The following is a 19,140-nucleotide window of genomic DNA, read 5'->3' as shown; positions in this document are numbered from 1 at the left end:
ATGTATAAAGTAAAAGTATTTGTAACGTTAAGAGAGAGCGTATTGGATCCACAGGGAACTGCAGTGCAGCACGCTTTGCACAGCATGTCCTACAAAGAGGTTCAAGAAGTCCGTATCGGTAAATACATGGAACTGACCATTGAAAAGTCTAATAAAGATCTTGATGTATTGGTAAAAGAAATGTGCGAAAAGCTTTTGGCAAATACGGTCATTGAGGATTACACATATGAGGTTGAGGAGGTTGTCGCACAGTGAAATTTGCGGTCATAGTATTTCCGGGCTCAAACTGTGATATTGATATGTACCATGCCATCGCCGATGAGCTTGGCGAAGAAGTAGACTACGTATGGCATGATTCAACAGATCTCGACGGCTATGATGGCATTCTGCTTCCCGGCGGATTTTCCTACGGCGACTATTTGCGTTCTGGTGCCATCGCACGTTTTTCCAATGTGATGAAGGCAGTGAAAAAAGCTGCAAATGCAGGAAAGCCCATTCTCGGTGTATGCAACGGATTTCAAGTGCTGCTTGAATTAGGCCTCCTTCCTGGTGCCATGAGAAGAAACAAAGATCTGAAATTCATCTGCCGCCCTGTTGAGCTGGTCGTAGAGAATAACGAAACAATGTTTACAAGCATGTACGGAAAAAACGGGTCCATTACTATTCCGATTGCCCATGGCGAAGGAAATTATTATTGTGACGAAGAGACGTTAGAATCATTAAAGAAAAACAATCAAATCGCTTTTGTTTATGGAGACAATCCGAACGGAAGCCTCGAAGATATTGCGGGGATTGTGAATGAAAACGGGAATGTTCTGGGGATGATGCCCCATCCCGAGCGTGCGGTGGATTCCATGCTTGGAAGCGCGGATGGTCTGAAGCTGTTTCAATCGATCGTGAAAAATTGGAGGGAAACTCATGTCACTACTGCTTGAACCAAGTAAACAACAGATTAAAGAAGAAAAGCTCTATAGGCAAATGGGTGTCAGTGATGAAGAGTTCGCGTTAATTGAATCTATCATCGGACGGCTGCCAAATTACACAGAAATCGGTATTTTTTCAGTTATGTGGTCCGAGCACTGTAGCTATAAAAATTCGAAGCCTGTGCTTCGCAAATTCCCGACAGAAGGCTCTCAGGTTCTTCAAGGTCCTGGAGAAGGAGCGGGAATTGTCGATATCGGCGATAATCAAGCAGTCGTATTTAAAATCGAATCTCACAACCACCCGTCAGCCATTGAGCCTTATCAAGGGGCTGCTACAGGAGTCGGCGGAATTATTCGTGATGTGTTTTCAATGGGAGCCCGCCCGATTGCAATCTTAAATTCGCTTAGATTTGGCGAACTGACTTCACCTCGCGTGAAATACTTGTTTGAAGAAGTAGTGGCAGGAATTGCGGGGTATGGAAACTGTATCGGCATTCCGACAGTCGGCGGAGAAATCCAATTTGAAGATTGCTACGAAGGAAATCCGCTTGTCAACGCCATGTGTGTCGGTTTAATCAATCATGATGATATTCAAAAAGGCCAAGCGAAGGGCGTTGGCAATACCGTTATGTACGTAGGAGCGAAAACCGGCCGCGACGGAATCCACGGCGCCACCTTTGCTTCTGAAGAGTTAACGGATGAATCAGATTCGAAGCGTCCGGCGGTCCAAGTGGGAGATCCGTTTATGGAGAAGCTTCTTTTGGAAGCCTGCTTAGAAGTAATCAAGAACGATGCACTTGTCGGAATTCAAGATATGGGTGCAGCAGGCTTAACAAGCTCAAGCGCAGAGATGGCAAGTAAAGCAGGCTCTGGTATTGAGATGAACCTCGATCTGATTCCTCAGCGGGAAACAGGAATGACTCCTTATGAAATGATGCTGTCTGAATCTCAGGAGCGTATGCTGCTAGTAATCGAGCGCGGACGTGAACAAGAAATCGTCGATATTTTCAAGAAATACGACCTTGAAGCCGTATCGGTAGGCCATGTTACAGATGATAAAATGCTTCGTCTTCTGCATAAAGGAGAAGTCGTAACTGAGCTTCCTGTCGATGCTTTGGCTGAAGAAGCACCTGTTTACCATAAGCCTTCGAAAGTACCGGCATATTATCAAGAATTCCTTGAAACAATTGTTCCAGTGCCTAAAGTAACTAATGCAAAGCAAACCTTGCTTGATTTGTTAAAGCAGCCAACCATTGCAAGCAAAGAATGGGTATTTGACCAATATGACTATATGGTTCGAACCAATACGGTTGTTGCGCCCGGTTCAGATGCGGCGGTTTTAAGAATCAGAGGCACCAAAAAAGCTCTGGCGATGACAACGGATTGCAACTCCAGATACTTGTATTTAGACCCAGAGGTTGGTGGTCGCATTGCTGTTGCTGAAGCAGCGCGAAACATCGTCTGCTCGGGAGGAACCCCTCTTGCTATTACAGATTGCTTAAATTTCGGAAATCCGGAAAAACCGGAAATCTTCTGGCAAATCGAAAAATCGGTTGACGGAATGAGTGAAGCGTGCAGCATCCTAAATACTCCAGTCATCGGTGGTAACGTTTCTCTATATAATGAAACGAGCGGAACAGCCATCTACCCTACTCCGGTTGTAGGAATGGTTGGATTAATTGAAGACACGGATTATATTACGACTCAAGCATTTAAGCAAGCGGGCGATGCCGTTTACGTCATCGGCGAGGCAAAAGAAGAATTTGCCGGCAGCGAGCTGCAAAAGCTTACTGAGGGACGCATTTTCGGCAAAGCTCCAGAATTAGATTTAAAGATTGAAAAAGAACGCCAGGATTCGCTACTCAAAGCGATTCGTTCCGGTGTTGTCCAATCTGCTCATGATCTTGCTGAAGGCGGCCTTGCGGTGGCACTTGCTGAAAGCATCATGTCTACGGATGGTCTAGGCGCGGAAATTAAACTTTTTGGCGATGCAGTTGTTAATCTGTTCAGTGAAACTCAATCCCGATTTGTCGTTTCTGTGAAAAAAGAAGATAAAGACTCGTTTGAAAAAATCATCCCCGATGCGAATTTGATTGGTGAAGTTACTTCGTCAGGCGTGCTTTCTGTTGCAGATAAAGATGGAAAACAAATGATTCACGCGAGCGTAGATGAGCTAGAACAAGCGTGGAAAGGAGCTATCCCATGTTTGCTGAAATCAAGGGATTAAATGAAGAATGCGGCTTATTCGGAATTTGGGGGCACGAAGAATCTCCACAAGTAACGTATTACGGGCTGCACAGCCTTCAGCATAGAGGGCAAGAAGGAGCCGGTATTGTTTGTACGAACGGCGATAATCTGTCTTTTCATAAAGGTCAGGGGCTTGTAACTGAAGTTTTTGGCAATGGAGAATTAAATAATCTAAAAGGAAGAGGCGCAATCGGACACGTCCGTTATGCAACAGCAGGCGGAGGCGGCTATGAAAATGTCCAGCCGCTCCTTTTCCGTTCCCAAAACGGAGGCCTTGCGCTAGCCCATAACGGAAATCTTGTCAACGCGACACATTTGAAGCATCAGCTTGAAGGACAAGGCAGCATTTTTCAGACGACATCAGATACAGAAGTCCTTGCCCATCTAATTAAACGAAGCGGCCATTTTACATTGAAGGATCAGGTAAAGAATGCACTCAGTATGCTTAAAGGGGCTTATGCTTTCTTACTCATGACAGAGACTGAAATGATTGTGGCCCTTGATCCAAACGGATTGCGCCCGCTTTCTCTCGGGATGCTCGGCGATGCTTATGTCGTTGCTTCTGAAACGTGTGCCTTTGACGTGGTAGGCGCAACCTATTTGCGTGATGTGGAGCCGGGAGAGCTTTTGATTATTAATGATGAAGGGCTGACATCAGATCGCTTCTCGATGAATATTAACCGTTCAATCTGCAGTATGGAATACATTTATTTTTCGCGACCGGACAGTAATATTGATGGAATAAATGTTCATAGCGCGAGAAAAAATCTTGGGAAAAAACTGGCTGAAGAAGCTTTTGTTGAGGCAGATGTTGTCACTGGAGTACCTGATTCAAGCATCTCAGCAGCGATCGGATTTGCCGAAGCAACCGGAATCCCGTATGAGCTTGGCCTGATTAAAAACCGCTATGTCGGACGGACGTTTATTCAGCCATCACAGGCTTTAAGAGAGCAAGGTGTACGTATGAAGCTTTCTGCAGTGCGCGGAGTTGTAGAAGGGAAACGTGTCGTTATGGTAGATGACTCAATCGTCCGCGGCACAACGAGCAGGAGAATTGTCACGATGCTCAGGGAAGCCGGGGCAACGGAAGTACATGTACGAATCAGCTCGCCGCCGATCGCGCACCCGTGCTTTTACGGGATCGATACGTCAACTCATGAAGAATTGATTGCATCATCCCATTCTGCTGAAGAGATTCGCAAAGAAATCGGAGCAGATACGCTATCCTTTTTAAGTGTGGATGGGCTATTGGACGGAGTCGGAAGACAATATGAAGGAGAACGGCGTGGCCATTGTCTCGCTTGCTTTACGGGCAAATACCCTACTGAAATTTATCAGGACACAGTTCTTCCGCATGTAAAAGAAGCCGTATTAAACAAGTAATCGATCATCGACCTAAGGGAGTGACACTGATGTCTGAAGCATATAAAAATGCAGGTGTGGATATTGAAGCAGGATATGAAGCCGTCACACGCATGAAAAAGCATGTCGAGCGTACGAAGCGTGCAGGAGTAATGGGTGCACTCGGAGGCTTCGGGGGCATGTTTGATTTATCTGAGCTGTCCTATAAGAAACCAGTTCTTATTTCCGGCACTGATGGAGTAGGAACGAAGCTGAAGCTTGCGTTCCAAATGGACAAACACGATACGATCGGAATTGATGCCGTAGCTATGTGTGTCAATGACGTGCTTGCTCAAGGAGCGGAGCCTTTATTCTTCCTGGATTATCTTGCAGTCGGTAAAGCAGATCCGGCAAAAATAGAAGCCATCGTCAAAGGTGTAGCCGACGGATGTGAACAATCAGGGTCAGCTCTTGTCGGCGGCGAAACGGCCGAAATGCCGGGGCTGTACTCAGAAGAGGAATACGATATCGCTGGTTTTTCAGTTGGTGTGGCTGAAAAAGACGAAATCGTTACGGGTAAAAAAATAGAAGCCGGCCATCTTTTAATCGGTCTGAGCTCTAGCGGACTCCATAGCAATGGCTTTTCCCTTGTTCGTAAAGTTCTGTTAGAAGAAGCAGGATTGGATTTGAATAAAAGCTATTCTCCGTTTAATCGTCCGCTTGGCGAAGAGCTTCTTGAGCCTACGAAAATTTATGTAAAACCTGTACTTGAGGCTTTGAACACTGGCAAGATCGACGGAATGGCCCACGTAACCGGAGGAGGATTTATTGAAAACCTCCCGAGGATGCTGCCTGAAGGTCTGGGAATTGAAATTGATAACGGCTCATGGCCTGTTCCTCCTATTTTTCCTTTTCTGCAGGAAAAGGGAAACATGAGCGAGGAAGAAATGTTTAACGTCTTTAATATGGGAATCGGTTTTGTTCTCGCGATTAAAGAGAAGGATTTGGCAGAGATGATTCAGCTTCTTGAGTCAAATGGCGAAAAAGCATATGTAATCGGCCGTGTTCAAGCAGGCAGCGGGGTTACGATTAGCGGAGTCAATTCTTTATGAAAAAAATAGCTGTATTTGCTTCAGGAACAGGCTCAAATTTTGAAGCAATATGCAATCGATTGTCACTTGAAAATTGGGATGCCGAAATTGCTCTTGTTGTTTCTGATAAACCAAATGCAAAGGTATTAGAAAAGGCTGAAAAAGCGGGTGTGCCGACCTACGCGTTTCAGCCCAAATCCTTTGCTGGCAAAGAGGAATTTGAAACGGCCATTTTGGAGCAGTTAAAGCTTCGGCAAGTAGAGTGGATTATCCTTGCAGGATACATGAGATTGATAGGAAGCACCTTGCTGCGCGCTTATCCGCAAAGAATTGTGAATATTCATCCTTCCTTGCTTCCTGCCTTTCCGGGAAAGGATGCCATCGGACAAGCATTAACACAAGGGGTAAAAGTGACGGGAATTACCGTTCATTATGTAGATGAGGGAATGGATACAGGACCGATTATTGCCCAAAGAGCTCTGCCTATTCAAGAAGGCGAAACGAGAGAACAGCTGGAGAACAAAATGCATAAACTCGAGCACGAATTATACCCGGAAGTCATAAAAAAGCTTCTTCAACAAAATTGACCTGAGGTGACAAGACATGACGGTAAAACGAGCACTTATTAGCGTTTCTAATAAAAAAGACCTTGTGCCTTTTGTGAAAGAATTAACGGCACTTGGCATTGAAGTCATTTCCACAGGAGGAACGAATAAGCTCCTGCAGGAAAACGGGGTTGAAACAATCGGTATTTCAGATGTTACCGGTTTTCCGGAAATTATGGATGGCAGGCTCAAAACGCTTCATCCAAATATCCATGGCGGTCTGCTTGCTGTTAGAGACAACGAAAAACATATGGCTCAGCTGAATGAGCATGGCATTACGCCGATTGATCTAGTTGTTGTGAATCTGTATCCGTTTAAAGAAACTATTTCTAAACAAGATGTGACGTTTGCAGAAGCGATCGAAAATATAGATATCGGCGGTCCAGGGATGCTTCGCGCCTCAGCGAAGAACCATCAGGATGTGACTGTTCTTGTCGATCCGGCTGATTATGAGTCCGTCCTTCAGCAAATCAAGGAAACTGGTGCTGTGACAGCTGAGAAAAACCGTGAGCTTGCAGCAAAGGTTTTCCGCCACACCGCTGCTTATGACGCTTTGATTGCTGACTACCTTACAGCTTATGTCGGTGAGACTGAACCTGAGCAGTATACGGTCACTTATGAGAAAAAGCAGTCCCTCCGCTATGGAGAAAATCCTCATCAGGAAGCTGCCTTTTACCAAAGCGCATTCCCGAGCGCAGGTTCTATCTCTAAGGCGAAGCAGCTTCATGGTAAAGAGTTATCTTACAATAATATTAAGGACGCTGATGCTGCCCTGCAAATCCTTCGTGAATTCACGGGGCCGGCAGCAGTTGCCGTAAAGCATATGAACCCATGCGGTGCAGGGACTGGAGCAACGATTAAAGAAGCATATACAAAAGCATATGAAGCAGATCCAACCTCGATCTTTGGAGGAATCGTAGCACTGAATCGAGAGGTTACGAAAGAAACAGCTGAAATGCTCCATGAAATTTTTCTGGAAATCGTTATTGCTCCATCGTTTGCAAGTGACGCCCTTCAGATTTTAACAAGCAAAAAGAATATTCGCTTGTTGACCGTTGATGTCGATGCTCCTGAATCAAAGGAGAAGCAGCTCACTTCCGTGCAAGGAGGGCTTCTTGTTCAAGATACAGATACTTTAAAGCTCGATGATGCGAAAATTTCGATTCCAACGAAAAGAGAACCTACAGAACAGGAATGGGAAGACTTAAAGCTTGCCTGGAATATTGTTAAACATGTGAAATCCAATGCGATCGTTCTTGCAAAGGATAATATGACAGTAGGCGTTGGCGCAGGACAAATGAATCGTGTCGGTTCAGCAAAGATTGCCATAGAGCAGGCCGGTGAGAAAGCAACTGGCAGTGCGCTTGGGTCCGATGCGTTCTTTCCAATGCCAGACACAGTCGAAGAAGCTGCAAAAGCCGGCGTTACAGCCATTATTCAGCCAGGCGGTTCGATCCGCGATGAGGAATCAATCAAAAAAGCAGACGAATATGGCATTGCCATGGTCTTTACAGGCGTACGCCACTTTAAACATTAATGAGGTGAGCTTAAGTGAATGTACTAATTATCGGTAAAGGCGGAAGAGAGCATGCCATTGCTTGGAAAGCGAAAGAGAGCAGCATAGTGGAACAGGTTTTTGCCGCTCCGGGAAATGATGGCATGAAGGACGTCGCTGCCTTGGTGGATCTTGAAGAAAGTGATCACGCAGGCCTGATAGAATTTGCAAAGAAAAACAATGTGGGATTAACAATCGTAGGGCCAGAGGTACCTTTGATCGAAGGCCTTGTGGATGAGTTTGAAAAAGAAAACCTTCCTGTATTTGGCCCTTCAAAACAAGCAGCAATCATTGAAGGAAGCAAGCAATTTGCCAAGGATCTGATGAAAATGTACAAGATCCCGACAGCGGAATATGAAACCTTTACTTCCTTTGAACAGGCAAAGAGCTACGTCGAGGAAAAGGGCGCTCCGATTGTGATCAAAGCAGACGGACTTGCCGCTGGAAAAGGTGTTACTGTAGCAATGACGCTAGAAGAAGCGGTCAGCTGTCTTTATGATTTTCTTGAGGACAACCGCTTTGGTGATGCGAGTGCATCTGTAGTTATCGAGGAATACCTTGAAGGAGAAGAATTTTCGCTGATGGGCTTTGTCAAAGGAGAAAAAGTCTATCCTATGGTGATTGCCCAAGACCATAAACGAGCATTTGAAAATGATTTAGGGGCGAATACCGGCGGAATGGGCGCTTATTCCCCGGTACCGCAAATTTCTGAAGACATTGTCAGTCTTGCAGTTGAGACTGTTTTGAATCCCTGTGCTAAAGCAATGGTCAAAGAAAACCGTTCATTCACAGGCGTGCTTTATGCCGGACTGATGCTGACGAAAAATGGAGTAAAGGTCATCGAATTTAATGCCAGATTCGGAGATCCGGAAACTCAGGTTGTTCTGCCGAGAATGGAGTCTGATCTTATTCAGGTTATCCTTGATTTGCTAAATGACCGTGAAGTTGATTTAAAATGGAAAAATAACGCGGCTGTCAGCGTCGTGCTTGCCTCTGAAGGGTACCCGGGAACCTATCAAAACGGGACTCCGATCGGTGATTTAGTTACGACGCAGGAGCGAGTAATCGTCTATCACGCAGGAACGAAACATAAAGATGGCCAATTTGTAACAAACGGGGGAAGGGTGGCAAACGTGACTGCCCTTTCTGAAACCTTTGAAGAAGCAAGGGAAACTGCATACGAAGCCATTGACGAGCTAATTTGTCCGGGGCTGTTTTATCGAAAAGATATCGGCACCCGCGCTATAAAAGCAAAAAATAAGTAACGAAACACCTCCACAGTTTATCTGCTGTGGAGGTGTTTTTGAACTATGGAGAAAGAAGTCGATTGTTTTTTTACAGTAAGAGACTAGGTAATTGCACACGGATCTCAGCTGGAATTACATGATCCACGGGATAAATGCGCATTTCCCTCATCCCCACATCCAAATGCACAATTTTAGTCCAATCATCACCATCCATTATGAAGGATTAAAGGTGGCCGACTCTGATTCCTTATCATTATCATTAGATCCTTCATTTGCCGTCATTTGACAAACATAAGTGACAGGGCAGAATTGAAGCATTCCGGAAGCTGCTTTCAGTGCTCCTATAAACATGTACATAACATATCCTTTACACCAAGGCTTTTTTGAAAAATTAGCGCCTGCAATCGTGAGCAATGTCAATCCGCAAGCAATTCTAAACAAAGCATTTATTAAATTGATGTTCGGTTTCATAATAATATTCAACTCCTTATCATAGAATTAAAAAATGTGAAATCACATTAATGCGTAAGCGCTTAATTTGTGATAGGATTATGTAAAAATCGTAAGGAGGGTTTGCGAATGTCCGAGAGTAACTTTTATTGGAAAAATCGTCAAATTCGGACTCAGGTAGATATCATAGATGGAAAAATTCTTCCGACACTCCTTTTGCAAAATTCAAATGTGTTAAATCCATTTTTAAGAACATGGAAGAAAGCAAACATTTGGATACATAAGGATAGAATTGTGTATGTTGGACCGAATCTTCCCAATGATATGGATGCAAAAAATATCATTGAATGTGATAATAAATACATTGTCCCTGGATATATCGAGCCTCATGCCCATCCTTTTCAATTATATAATCCCCAATCGTTAGCTGAATATGCGTCGCGATTTGGAACGACGACATTCGTAAATGATAACCTATTCCTGCTTCTTCAGTGCGGAAAAAAGAAAGCGCTTTCTATATTGAAAGAGCTAAGCCGTCAGCCTGTTCAGTATTATTGGTGGTCGAGATATGATTTACAAACCGAGGTTCAAAATGAGGATGAGGTATTATCAATTGATTATCGAAAAAAATGGATTGAACACCCCGATGTCCTTCAAGGTGGGGAATTGACCAGCTGGCCAAGAGTGTTGGATGGAGACGATTTAATTCTCCATTGCATGCTTGAAACGAAAAAACAGGGAAAACGGATAGAGGGGCATTTTCCAGGAGCTTCTTTGAAAACGCTAACAAAAATGAAACTTTTCGGAGTGGATTGTGATCATGAAGCAATGACAGGCGAGGATGTCATGAAACGCTTGGAGCTTGGTCTGTATGTTGGCTTGCGGCACTCGTCCATTCGGCCGGATCTCAGAAGCATACTTCGCGAGCTTCATGAGAAAAATTTCAGGACTTATGATCATTTGTTTTACACGACTGACGGGTCAACACCTAATTTTTACAAAGAGGGTATGATGAACCGATTAATCTCTATTGCCTTGGATGAAGGAGTTCCACAAATAGATGCTTATAATATGGCTTCCTTTAACATAGCAAAATATTTTCATCTTGAGCACCTGACCGGCGTCATAGCTCCAGGAAGATTGGCCACATTAAATATTCTATCCGACCCGTCGAACCCGAATCCGGAATACGTAATATCAAAAGGGAAATTTCTTGTGAAGGAAGGACATAATCAGGATGCATTTGTGAAAACGGAATGGGAAAAATGCGGGATTAAGCCTATGAATCTCTCTTATTCAATGACACTTGATGACCTGCAATTTTCGATGCCGCTTGGCGTGAAAATGAGAAATTCAGTTATTCTGGAGCCATATTCACTCTCTCTTGAGCATACAGGAAATCAGCTTTCTTTTAGCCACGATGAGAGCTATCTCGTTCTTCTGGATAAAAGAGGGAAGTGGCGTGTGAATACAATAATTAAAGGCTTCGCCACACATGTACAAGGTTTTGCAAGCTCATACTCCAATACGGGGGATATCTTTGCCATTGGAAAAAATAAAGAGGATATTCTCCTCTCCTTTGAGCGGCTCAAAGAAATAGGAGGGGGGATAGTGCTTGCTGAGAACGGGAAAGTTATCCATGAAATTCCCCTTCAATTGGGAGGCGCTGCATCCTCTGCTCCGTATGATATATTGCTTGTTCAGGAGCAGAAGCTAAAAGACCTATTGAAGGACAGGGGCTACAAGTTTCCTGATCCGATCTATACATTATTGTTTTTGCAAAGTACACATCTGCCTTATATTCGTGTCACACCGAGAGGAATCTTCGATGTAATGAAAAAAACGGTACTCTTTCCGTCAATAATGCGTTAAAATATAAAAGTGTAGGAACAATCCATTATTATCTAAATGCAAAGATATGTAGATTATTGTACAAATCACATTACAAATGGTAAAAGTTATATGTACGATTATATGAGACATTTTTGAAATGAACGGCTTAACTGCATTAGATAAACCACATATCTCGAGTGTGCCTAATCTAATCGAACTTTCATCAGGTAAAGGAGTAGGTGTATAGCGATGCAAATCGATAAATTACGCGGCAAAGAGCTCGATCAATTGTTTCAATCCATACTATCTTTAAAAGATCTAGAGGAATGCTATCGTTTCTTTGATGATCTGTGCACTGTAAACGAAATTCAATCTCTTTCTCAGCGTCTGGAAGTAGCAAGAATGCTCAGAGAAGGATATACTTATCACAAAATCGAAACTGAAACCGGTGCCAGTACAGCAACGATCTCAAGAGTGAAACGTTGCTTAAACTACGGAAATGATGCTTATGAGATGGCACTTGATCGCATAAAGGAACAGGATTCCGAATCGAAAGCCACATAACCGTCAAACCACTTGCAAGATTGCAGGTGGTTTATTTTTTTCACCCTGAACCGCAGCCAGGTTGCTTGGTAAATCAAGATATTCTCGGTTGAATTTTTTAAAAGTATAGATTTTAAACCATAACAATTATTGATCTAACGGACTGTCCGAAAGGGGAATCCGATAAAATTTAAAATTCAAGAATGTTGATATACCAACATTCTCGAATATGAAAAAGGGCTTCCAAAAGTCGAAAAAGCGACTTATTGGACAGCCCCCTTGAATCAATCACTTCTTGCTGCCAAAACAACTTTTGCACCTCTTTTAGCAAGAAAGATATCTGATGCCACTGAATCTACCGTAATGATGATCACTTTATCTTTGATATATGAGACCCTTCGTTAAACCCTGTCAATTTTTTAAAATCCTGTAGAATATTGTGTCGGAACTTTTGTTTCTTTTTTCAATTGCTTAGCAGCTTCCAATGTCCAATAAGGATTTCTCAGCATACCTCTTCCGACAGCAACCAGATCTGCTTCTTCGTTCCCGATAATTGCATTTGCTAACTTTGGATCATCCAGTCTGCCGACAGCTATCACCGGAACCTAAAGCGCTTCTTTGATCTGTCTAGCTAACGGCACTTGATAAGCTGCATGTGTTCCTGGTCTTCCCCAAGCTGCGATTTGACCTTCTCCACCAGAAGAAATATCAAATATATCCACTCCAGCTTCCTGATAAACTCGAGAGAATGCAATACTTTCGTTTATTCCATAGTCACCTTCTACATATTCCTTTGCAGAGATACGCATCATTAGAGGCATATCGATAGGTATTTCCGCTTTAGCTGCTTGAATGATTTCCCGGCCAAACTTGGTTAGATCCTGTCCATATTCGTCCTCCCTATTATTTGTAAGTGGGGAGTGGAATTGATGGATTAGGTAACCATGGGAGAATTTATACAAAACAAAGCAAAACAACTTGGATATAATTATGTTTCTGCTTTCCTTTTAGAAAGTGCAAAAAGCCATTTTAAATTAAATGTTGATATGAGCGTTTATAAAAATTTAGCAAGAGAAATAAATTACATTGGAAAAATATTAACAGCTTAATCCGCAGGATAAATACAGACGGATTTTATTCAGATAGTGACATTGATTTTTTAAAAACAAATCAAAAAATCATCATAAATCTAATGAATAAAGAATATGACAGGCTTCTCAACTTGAAGAAGAATTTCAACAGTGAAAATTTAAATTTAAATGACAAGGAAAATTTAATAAAAGCATTACAACAAAAACAATTAGAAGTACCCAAAAAGATTGTTTTAGAGGAAATATATGAACAGATAAAAGATGACTTTATTTATGTTGTTCAAGCACTCGAGAAGTCACCACAACAAGACAAGGAAATTGAGGATTATGTTTGGGAGTATTTATATGGAGATACAATTTTCTCACTGGATAATGAAAAGCTTATTGAGTTTGCAAATGAGATATTTATATATACTCAAAAATTAAAAATGAAACTTGCAAAATTAGATAATATTTTTGATGATGATGATTGGTTTTCATTTAAAGAAATATTAGATAAATACGAGGTTTATTAAGCAGATTCTTTTTGGAGGTATCCGAATGTCCATTGTCAAGATTCAACCAGTAAAAGACCTGAAAGCCGTAGTTAATTACAGCCTTCAGGAACACAAAACGAATGAAGAATTGGTAACCTCTTATGAATGTGATGTTGAAACAATCGAAAGGGATTTTAAACTTACTTTGCTTGATTACAATGAAAAGAATAATAGCAATAAAAAATTATCAGCAAGAATGATTATCCAATCTTTTGATGGTGATGATAATTTGACACCTGAACAAGCACATCAATATGGAGTTGAATTAGCAGAGAATTACTTCAAAGGCAAACACCAATATACCGTTATCACTCATACCGAAACAGATAACCTTCATAACCATATTATTTTCAACTCGATTAACTTTCAGGACTTAAAAATGTTTGATAGCAGCAGGCAACATTCACTGTATGATTTAAGAAGGGAAAATGACAGAGTATCTAAAGAACATGGCTTATTCATTATTGAAAATAAAGGAAAGAAAAAGGATAAATATTTAGCATTTAATGAGTATGTTTCAAGGGCTAAAAAGAAGTCATTTAAAGGAACATTAGAAGGAATTATTGACAATACTATTCAAAAAGCTAATTCATTTGAAAATTTTTTGAACCTGATGGATCAGCAAGGATATGAAAGCAAACAAGGAAAATATTTATCTTTCAAAAATCCAAAATCAAATAAATTTATGCGAACAAAAACATTAGGAATCAACTACTTGGAATCCTCAATCAAATATAGGATTGAGAATAAAGAATATGGTCCTATTAAGCAGTCGGTAATTGATAAACAATGGATCGACAAATCACAAGCAAAATTCATAAATAATAGAGGTTTGAACAGGTGGGCCACGAAAAAAATATCGACTATTTAAATGAGATCAGCAGCCAATTGTATAAGAAAAATATCACACTGGAAGAACTTAATGAGCTTGAATTAAAGAAAGATCATTTAATCGAAAACTTTAAAAAACAGCTTACTTTATTTGATGATGAAATATATAAACTGGATAAAATGAAAGATTGTTTTGCTGTTTATAAAAACAGCTATTCATTAATACAGGCTTATAAAAAGTCCGAAGATAAAACTCAATTTAAACAAGAAAATTATTCAAAATTTAAGCAATATGATATTGCAAAACGGAATATGAGTTATCTAAAAAAACAATACAGTATTACTGATGAATCCAGCCTTTATGCTAAAGTGTCTATGCTTAAACAGGATCGCAATATATTTTACGGGAATCTCGGGAAAAATGCAGAAAAGCAAAGAGAAATTCAAAGGGAAATGCAGCATCAAGAGCAAGTTAAAAAGAGACAACAGCAGAAAAAACAGGATATCGAGAGGTGAATTTCAAAGGAAAAGGGGCATCTATGTTATATTTCTTACTATAAGGGCTAGTTAGTAGTAGTGGATAGGTTACACTTAGTTGGACAGAAAAGTTAAGGTCATATACACTTGATTCAAATAAAAACTTAGGAAATCAATATGACGAAAAGAGAAAGAAGAACATTCACAAAAGAGTTTAAAGAACAAATTGTTCAGTTGCATGCTTCAGGTAAACCAAGGAGTGAAATTATCAAAGAATATGACCTGACGCCTTCGGCCTTTGATAAATGGGTTCGTCAACACCAGACATCTGGTTCCTTTCAAGAAAAAGACAATCGTACCCCTGAACAAGAAGAGTTAATAAGACTTCGTAAAGAAAATCAAAAGCTCATGATGGAAAACGATATTTTAAAGCAAGCTGCGCTGATCATGGGACGAAAGTAGATGTGATTAGAAATAATCGTCACAAATACTCGGTATCAGCAATGTGTGCCGTCCTGCAACTTCCAAGAAGTACGTATTATTATGAATCCAAAATTCGTGAGAACAATGAAGAAGAACTGACGAATATGGTGATAGATATCTTTAAAAACAGCCGAAATATTTATGGACAGAGAAAGATCAAAAAGAGCTTGAAAAGCTTGGGTGTCAAGTCTCACGACGTCGTATTGGACGAATCATGAACGAGCAAGGTCTTGTCTCGAAGTATACAGTCACAAGCTGTAATGAGTCGGAAGTAGAAAATGTGTTAAATCGAGAATTTGAACAAGACCAGAAACTCAAAGTGATTGTGAGTGATTTAACATACGTTCGAGTCCAGCAGAAATGGCATTATATCTGTATATTAGTTGATTTATATAATCGGGAGATTATCGGATACAGCGCTGGACCACAAAAGAATGCAGAATTGGGACAACGCGCCTTCGCCACAGTAAAATACAATTTAAAGAGCCTTAAATTATTCCACACAGATCGTGGCAAAGAGTTTAAGAACCAAGACATAGATGAGGTATTAGAAACGTTTGAAATCGAGAGATCTTTGAGTGAAAAAGGTACACCGTATGACAATGCCGTCGCTGAAGCAACATTTAAAACAATCAAAACCGAATTCATTCATGGAAGGGTTTTCTCTAACCAGCAAGAACTTGACCTTGAACTTTTTGATTACGTGAACTGGTTTAATAATATCCGAATACATGGATCATTGGACTATCAAACACCGTCTGGATTCAAGTTAATGCACCTTTAAAAATTTGCCCAGTTTAGTGTTGACATACCAAGATGTCACAGAGGAAGACATCCCTACCTTCTTCGAGCAAGAAACTCGATTCTACCGCGAACTATATCGCTGCCTTCACAGCTAAGGACCCATCGGATAAGGATACATTTATGGACCACTGGACAAAAATTATAGCCGACGAGACTATTACCATTAAGACTATCATTTTCAATGGAAAAGTCTCGGGTCACATCTCGAACTTTGAACAGTTCGGTGAACCTGGAGTCAGTTATTGGATTGGAAAAGAATATTGGGGTCAGGGGATTGCAACTAAGGCGTTATCTGAGTTTCTGAATTATATTAAGATACGCCCGCTTTTTGCTCGTGCCGCCAAAGACAACATTGCCTCCATTCGGGTCTTGGAAAAATGCGGATTTAGAATTACCTCTGAGGATAAGGGTTTTTCCAACGCTCGAGGAAAGGATGTTGAAGAATTTATTCTGAAGCTTGAACAATTTTATGTTAATCAATAACGTAGAACCATTTGAGCTTAAAAAAACCAGCTTTTTTTGGTTGGTTTTTTCTTTCGTTTATTCAACAAACGGGTGCTTTAGTTGAAGATCCAGAGGGGCTGATAACAGCTCTCCTTTTTTATTCAATAATTGGGCCAGAATGTTCATTCGTTCGTTTCCAATGTCACAAATCAGAGTCTTACCTTGTTATATGGATGAAACGTAAAAAAGGAGCTGAGGAATGATGAAAGACTTGACATGTATCATTATCGGAGGCGGCCATATTGGGCTTGGAGCGCTCAAAGCAATAAAGGAAAAAACTCGTGGGATAGCGAACGGACGTCGAATTCGGTTTGTTTTGATCGATAAGCAGTCTGGCCATGTGCGCAAAATACTGTTGTTCCGGCCAGCCGTATGTGAGGAAGATATTGTCGTTCCGTGGACACATTATAAGTTTTTTGAGGGGGTCGAATTTGTCCAAGGTGCAGTTACGTTTGTAGATAGTGAGAAAAAGCAGATTCAATATGAGGATGTGCAAGGAAATAGTGTCCAGATGAGCTATGACCTTTTAGTTGTAGCGGTTGGTAGCGTCGCTCGGCAACCTGATCCTGATCAAGGGGGCATCTCTTTGAACGATCTGGATACTGCGGCAGTCATCCGCGAACGCTGGCGCGCTAATTTACGGCAGGCGGTTCGTGAGTCAGATCCAAAAGAGAGAAAACAACTGATGACAGTCGCAGTTGCGGGAGCAGGTATCAGTGGAATTGAGACAGCCGCTGAGTTGGTGCTAGAGATGCAGAAAGAAGCATCGTCACTAGGGCTAAATCCGTCTGATATCTCGGTTTATTTGCTAAGTGCACAGGAGAGATTGTTTATGGAAGCTCCTGAGAAAGTTGGACGAAAATTGGATCAAATACTTAGCGAATCTGGAGTGACAGTGATTTATAACCGTAAAGTGCTAGGGGAAAAAGCAGGAGTAGTGACGCTTAGCAATGGAGATCGTCTGTCGGTTAGCCTGTGTATATGGACAATTGGTCTGATACCAAATCCTGCTCTGCGCAGTATGGGCTTACCACTTACTTCGGATGGTCAAGTTGTGGTGGATGAATCTTATCGCGTTCAAGGTGCACCAGGCGTATATAGCATTGGCGACTGTACGAGAATAGTCGACCCGAAGACTGGCAAAGTGGATCGGATGAGATGCGGAGATGGTTCGTTACAGGCAGAACGATTAGGGAAAGTTGTGGTAGCTGATCTAGAGGGACGCACTGCGCCGGTTCACAAATCGATGGTCGATGTCTTCTGCATGGGTTTAGGGGAAAATCGTGGATTGGTATGGGGAAACAAATGGGGAATGAATATGATTTTAACGGGAAAAATTGCATGGAAAATTAGAAAAGTTGCCTGGGATGGTGGTAGTAGGCTTTTATAACGAAGATAATATTTCAAAGTGCCCGGAAAGGGGAGACAGAGAATGGAGGAACTATACGATCAATATCGAGCGCTGCTGTTCACACTGGCTTATCAATTGACAGGTTCTGTGGCAGATGCAGAAGACGTGGTACAAGACGTATTTTTCAAGGTGTATGATGCACGTCTGGAGCACTTGGAAGAGCCAAAAGCGTATTTATGCAAAATGGTAACCAATCGCTGTCTCAACCTTCAAAAGTCAGCACGGAAAAAGAAGGAAGTGTATGTCGGCCCATGGCTACCCGAGCCGATTCGAACACCAGAGTCGGAAACGATCGAGATGACAGTCGTTCGCCGCGATCTGCTTTCTTATGCCATGCTTGTACTATTGGAGCGGCTGACGCCGACGGAACGGGCAGTTTTTGTTCTACGTGAAGCATTAGGCTTCCCATATTCCGAAATCGCGGAACTACTCGATAAGCAAGAGGCAAATTGCCGCAAGCTGATGAGCAGGGCAAAAAGCAAAATAGGGCTATCTGAGGAGGGGGCCGTTTTAACCGAAGCGGTCGACTCAAAATGGGTTAGCCATTTCCTGGCGTCTCTCGAGCAAGGGGATATCGATCATGTGCTGTCTCTGCTAACCGAAGATGTCATGTTTATCGCCGACGGAGGCGGAAAAGTAACTGCATTCAAGCGTCCAGTGCAAATGCGAAATCAAGTGGCTCGCGTTCTACTCAAAGGGTTTGAAGACATAGCTTTCTATTTTCAAGAAAAGGTTCACTTTGAGATTGTCCCTCTAAATGGAGAGGCTGGTATCATCGTCCGTGCAGGAAATGAAATCGTGGCCGTTTTTTTGCTACAATCTCGCGGTGGAAAGGTTGCTAGCATTTACGCTGTAAGGAATCCAGATAAGTTTACCCGTGTTTAGGATAAAGATGATTCACCTCAAATAAAGGATATCCCAGTAACCATTTTGGCTTATTCAGCAATCGGGTGCGATTGTTGAATAAGTAAATCCCCATTCTGTTTCATTTAACACACATTAGAAAAACAGACCTCTAGTTTCTGAGGTCTGTTTTCATTCTTTACCCATAAATCACCCACAATTATTTTAAAAAGTGTGAAACGATATGAACATAGAATTTATAAAAAGCTTATTGCATCAATGTTTAGAAACGTAATGAAATGTTTTGAAAAACAAAAACTAATCA

Annotated in this window: 15 protein-coding genes and 4 pseudogenes; 17 read left to right on the top strand and 2 right to left on the bottom strand. The window is 41.7% G+C overall.

Annotation, left to right across the window (positions count from 1 at the left end; all coding sequences use genetic code 11):
• From purS to purD, 8 genes are read left to right on the top strand one after another with little or no spacing between them, the layout of a single operon-like run.
• On the top strand, positions 1–255 hold the full coding sequence (gene purS / locus JOC74_RS17255; RefSeq protein ID WP_053605746.1) for a phosphoribosylformylglycinamidine synthase subunit PurS: 255 nt from the start codon (positions 1–3) through the stop codon (positions 253–255).
• On the top strand, positions 252–935 hold the full coding sequence (gene purQ, locus JOC74_RS17250; RefSeq protein WP_053605747.1) for a phosphoribosylformylglycinamidine synthase subunit PurQ: 684 nt from the start codon (positions 252–254) through the stop codon (positions 933–935). The genes purS and purQ overlap by 4 nt, the downstream gene beginning before the upstream one ends.
• Positions 919–3,150 (top strand): phosphoribosylformylglycinamidine synthase subunit PurL, encoded by a 2,232-nt coding sequence (gene purL / locus JOC74_RS17245; protein WP_053605748.1) that lies wholly within the window; start codon positions 919–921, stop codon positions 3,148–3,150. Before purQ ends, purL begins: the two co-directional genes overlap by 17 nt.
• On the top strand, positions 3,126–4,553 hold the full coding sequence (gene purF, locus JOC74_RS17240; RefSeq protein WP_053605749.1) for an amidophosphoribosyltransferase: 1,428 nt from the start codon (positions 3,126–3,128) through the stop codon (positions 4,551–4,553). Before purL ends, purF begins: the two co-directional genes overlap by 25 nt.
• Before the next feature lie 29 nt (positions 4,554–4,582).
• Positions 4,583–5,623 (top strand): phosphoribosylformylglycinamidine cyclo-ligase, encoded by a 1,041-nt coding sequence (gene purM / locus JOC74_RS17235; protein WP_053605750.1) that lies wholly within the window; start codon positions 4,583–4,585, stop codon positions 5,621–5,623.
• Positions 5,620–6,189 (top strand): phosphoribosylglycinamide formyltransferase, encoded by a 570-nt coding sequence (gene purN, locus JOC74_RS17230; protein WP_053605751.1) that lies wholly within the window; start codon positions 5,620–5,622, stop codon positions 6,187–6,189. Before purM ends, purN begins: the two co-directional genes overlap by 4 nt.
• 16 nt (positions 6,190–6,205) lie before the next feature.
• Entirely contained in the window at positions 6,206–7,744 is a 1,539-nt protein-coding gene (gene purH / locus JOC74_RS17225) for a bifunctional phosphoribosylaminoimidazolecarboxamide formyltransferase/IMP cyclohydrolase (protein ID WP_053605752.1), read from the top strand.
• 14 nt (positions 7,745–7,758) lie between these two features.
• Positions 7,759–9,027 carry a phosphoribosylamine--glycine ligase gene (purD, locus tag JOC74_RS17220; RefSeq protein ID WP_211086237.1) on the top strand — a complete coding sequence of 423 codons (1,269 nt, stop codon included), beginning with the start codon at positions 7,759–7,761 and terminating at the stop codon, positions 9,025–9,027.
• 195 nt (positions 9,028–9,222) lie between these two features.
• On the opposite strand, the gene JOC74_RS17215 is transcribed toward purD, so the two are convergent.
• Positions 9,223–9,480 (bottom strand): YgaP family membrane protein, encoded by a 258-nt coding sequence (locus tag JOC74_RS17215; protein WP_053605754.1) that lies wholly within the window; start codon positions 9,478–9,480, stop codon positions 9,223–9,225.
• 108 nt (positions 9,481–9,588) lie between these two features.
• Here JOC74_RS17215 and JOC74_RS17210 point away from each other — a divergent pair, with 108 nt between their 5' ends.
• Both JOC74_RS17210 and JOC74_RS17205 read left to right on the top strand, forming a co-directional pair.
• The gene (locus JOC74_RS17210) at positions 9,589–11,331 is read left to right on the top strand and encodes an adenine deaminase C-terminal domain-containing protein (protein WP_053605755.1); all 1,743 of its coding nucleotides are present in this window, start codon (positions 9,589–9,591) and stop codon (positions 11,329–11,331) included.
• A 210-nt stretch (positions 11,332–11,541) separates the two neighbouring features.
• Complete coding sequence (locus JOC74_RS17205) at positions 11,542–11,856, top strand: YerC/YecD family TrpR-related protein (RefSeq protein WP_053605756.1); 315 nt, start codon at positions 11,542–11,544, stop codon at positions 11,854–11,856.
• Positions 11,857–12,254: 398 nt separating this feature from the next.
• Here JOC74_RS17205 and JOC74_RS17200 read toward each other — a convergent pair.
• Positions 12,255–12,785 (bottom strand): annotated as a pseudogene (locus JOC74_RS17200) (oxidoreductase); the annotation flags it as partial.
• Here JOC74_RS17200 and JOC74_RS17195 point away from each other — a divergent pair.
• The 7 genes and pseudogenes from JOC74_RS17195 (at position 12,780) to sigJ (ending at position 18,857) form a co-directional block, all read left to right on the top strand.
• Positions 12,780–13,441 (top strand): annotated as a pseudogene (locus tag JOC74_RS17195) (hypothetical protein). The pseudogenes JOC74_RS17200 and JOC74_RS17195 sit on opposite strands and share 6 nt — an antisense overlap.
• 25 nt (positions 13,442–13,466) lie before the next feature.
• Entirely contained in the window at positions 13,467–14,333 is an 867-nt protein-coding gene (locus tag JOC74_RS24190; protein ID WP_312883839.1) for a relaxase/mobilization nuclease domain-containing protein, read from the top strand.
• Between the two features lie 17 nt (positions 14,334–14,350).
• Positions 14,351–14,809 (top strand): hypothetical protein, encoded by a 459-nt coding sequence (locus tag JOC74_RS24185; RefSeq protein WP_312883838.1) that lies wholly within the window; start codon positions 14,351–14,353, stop codon positions 14,807–14,809.
• Positions 14,810–14,947: 138 nt separating this feature from the next.
• Positions 14,948–16,037, top strand: a pseudogene (locus JOC74_RS17185) (IS3 family transposase).
• Between the two features lie 4 nt (positions 16,038–16,041).
• A pseudogene (locus tag JOC74_RS17180) lies at positions 16,042–16,540 on the top strand (GNAT family N-acetyltransferase).
• Positions 16,541–16,763: 223 nt separating this feature from the next.
• Positions 16,764–17,951 carry an NAD(P)/FAD-dependent oxidoreductase gene (locus JOC74_RS17175; protein WP_053606220.1) on the top strand — a complete coding sequence of 396 codons (1,188 nt, stop codon included), beginning with the start codon at positions 16,764–16,766 and terminating at the stop codon, positions 17,949–17,951.
• Between the two features lie 42 nt (positions 17,952–17,993).
• Positions 17,994–18,857, top strand: coding sequence for an RNA polymerase sigma factor SigJ (sigJ, locus tag JOC74_RS17170; protein ID WP_053605759.1), 864 nt, complete (start codon positions 17,994–17,996; stop codon positions 18,855–18,857).
• The last annotated feature ends 283 nt before the right edge of the window (positions 18,858–19,140 follow it).

The sequence above is a fragment of the Bacillus capparidis genome, assembly GCF_017832095.1.
GTDB lineage: Bacteria > Bacillota > Bacilli > Bacillales > Bacillaceae > Bacillus > Bacillus gobiensis.
The sequence above is the reverse complement of the archived record's forward strand: the minus strand, read 5'-3'. Positions and strand labels throughout refer to the sequence as shown.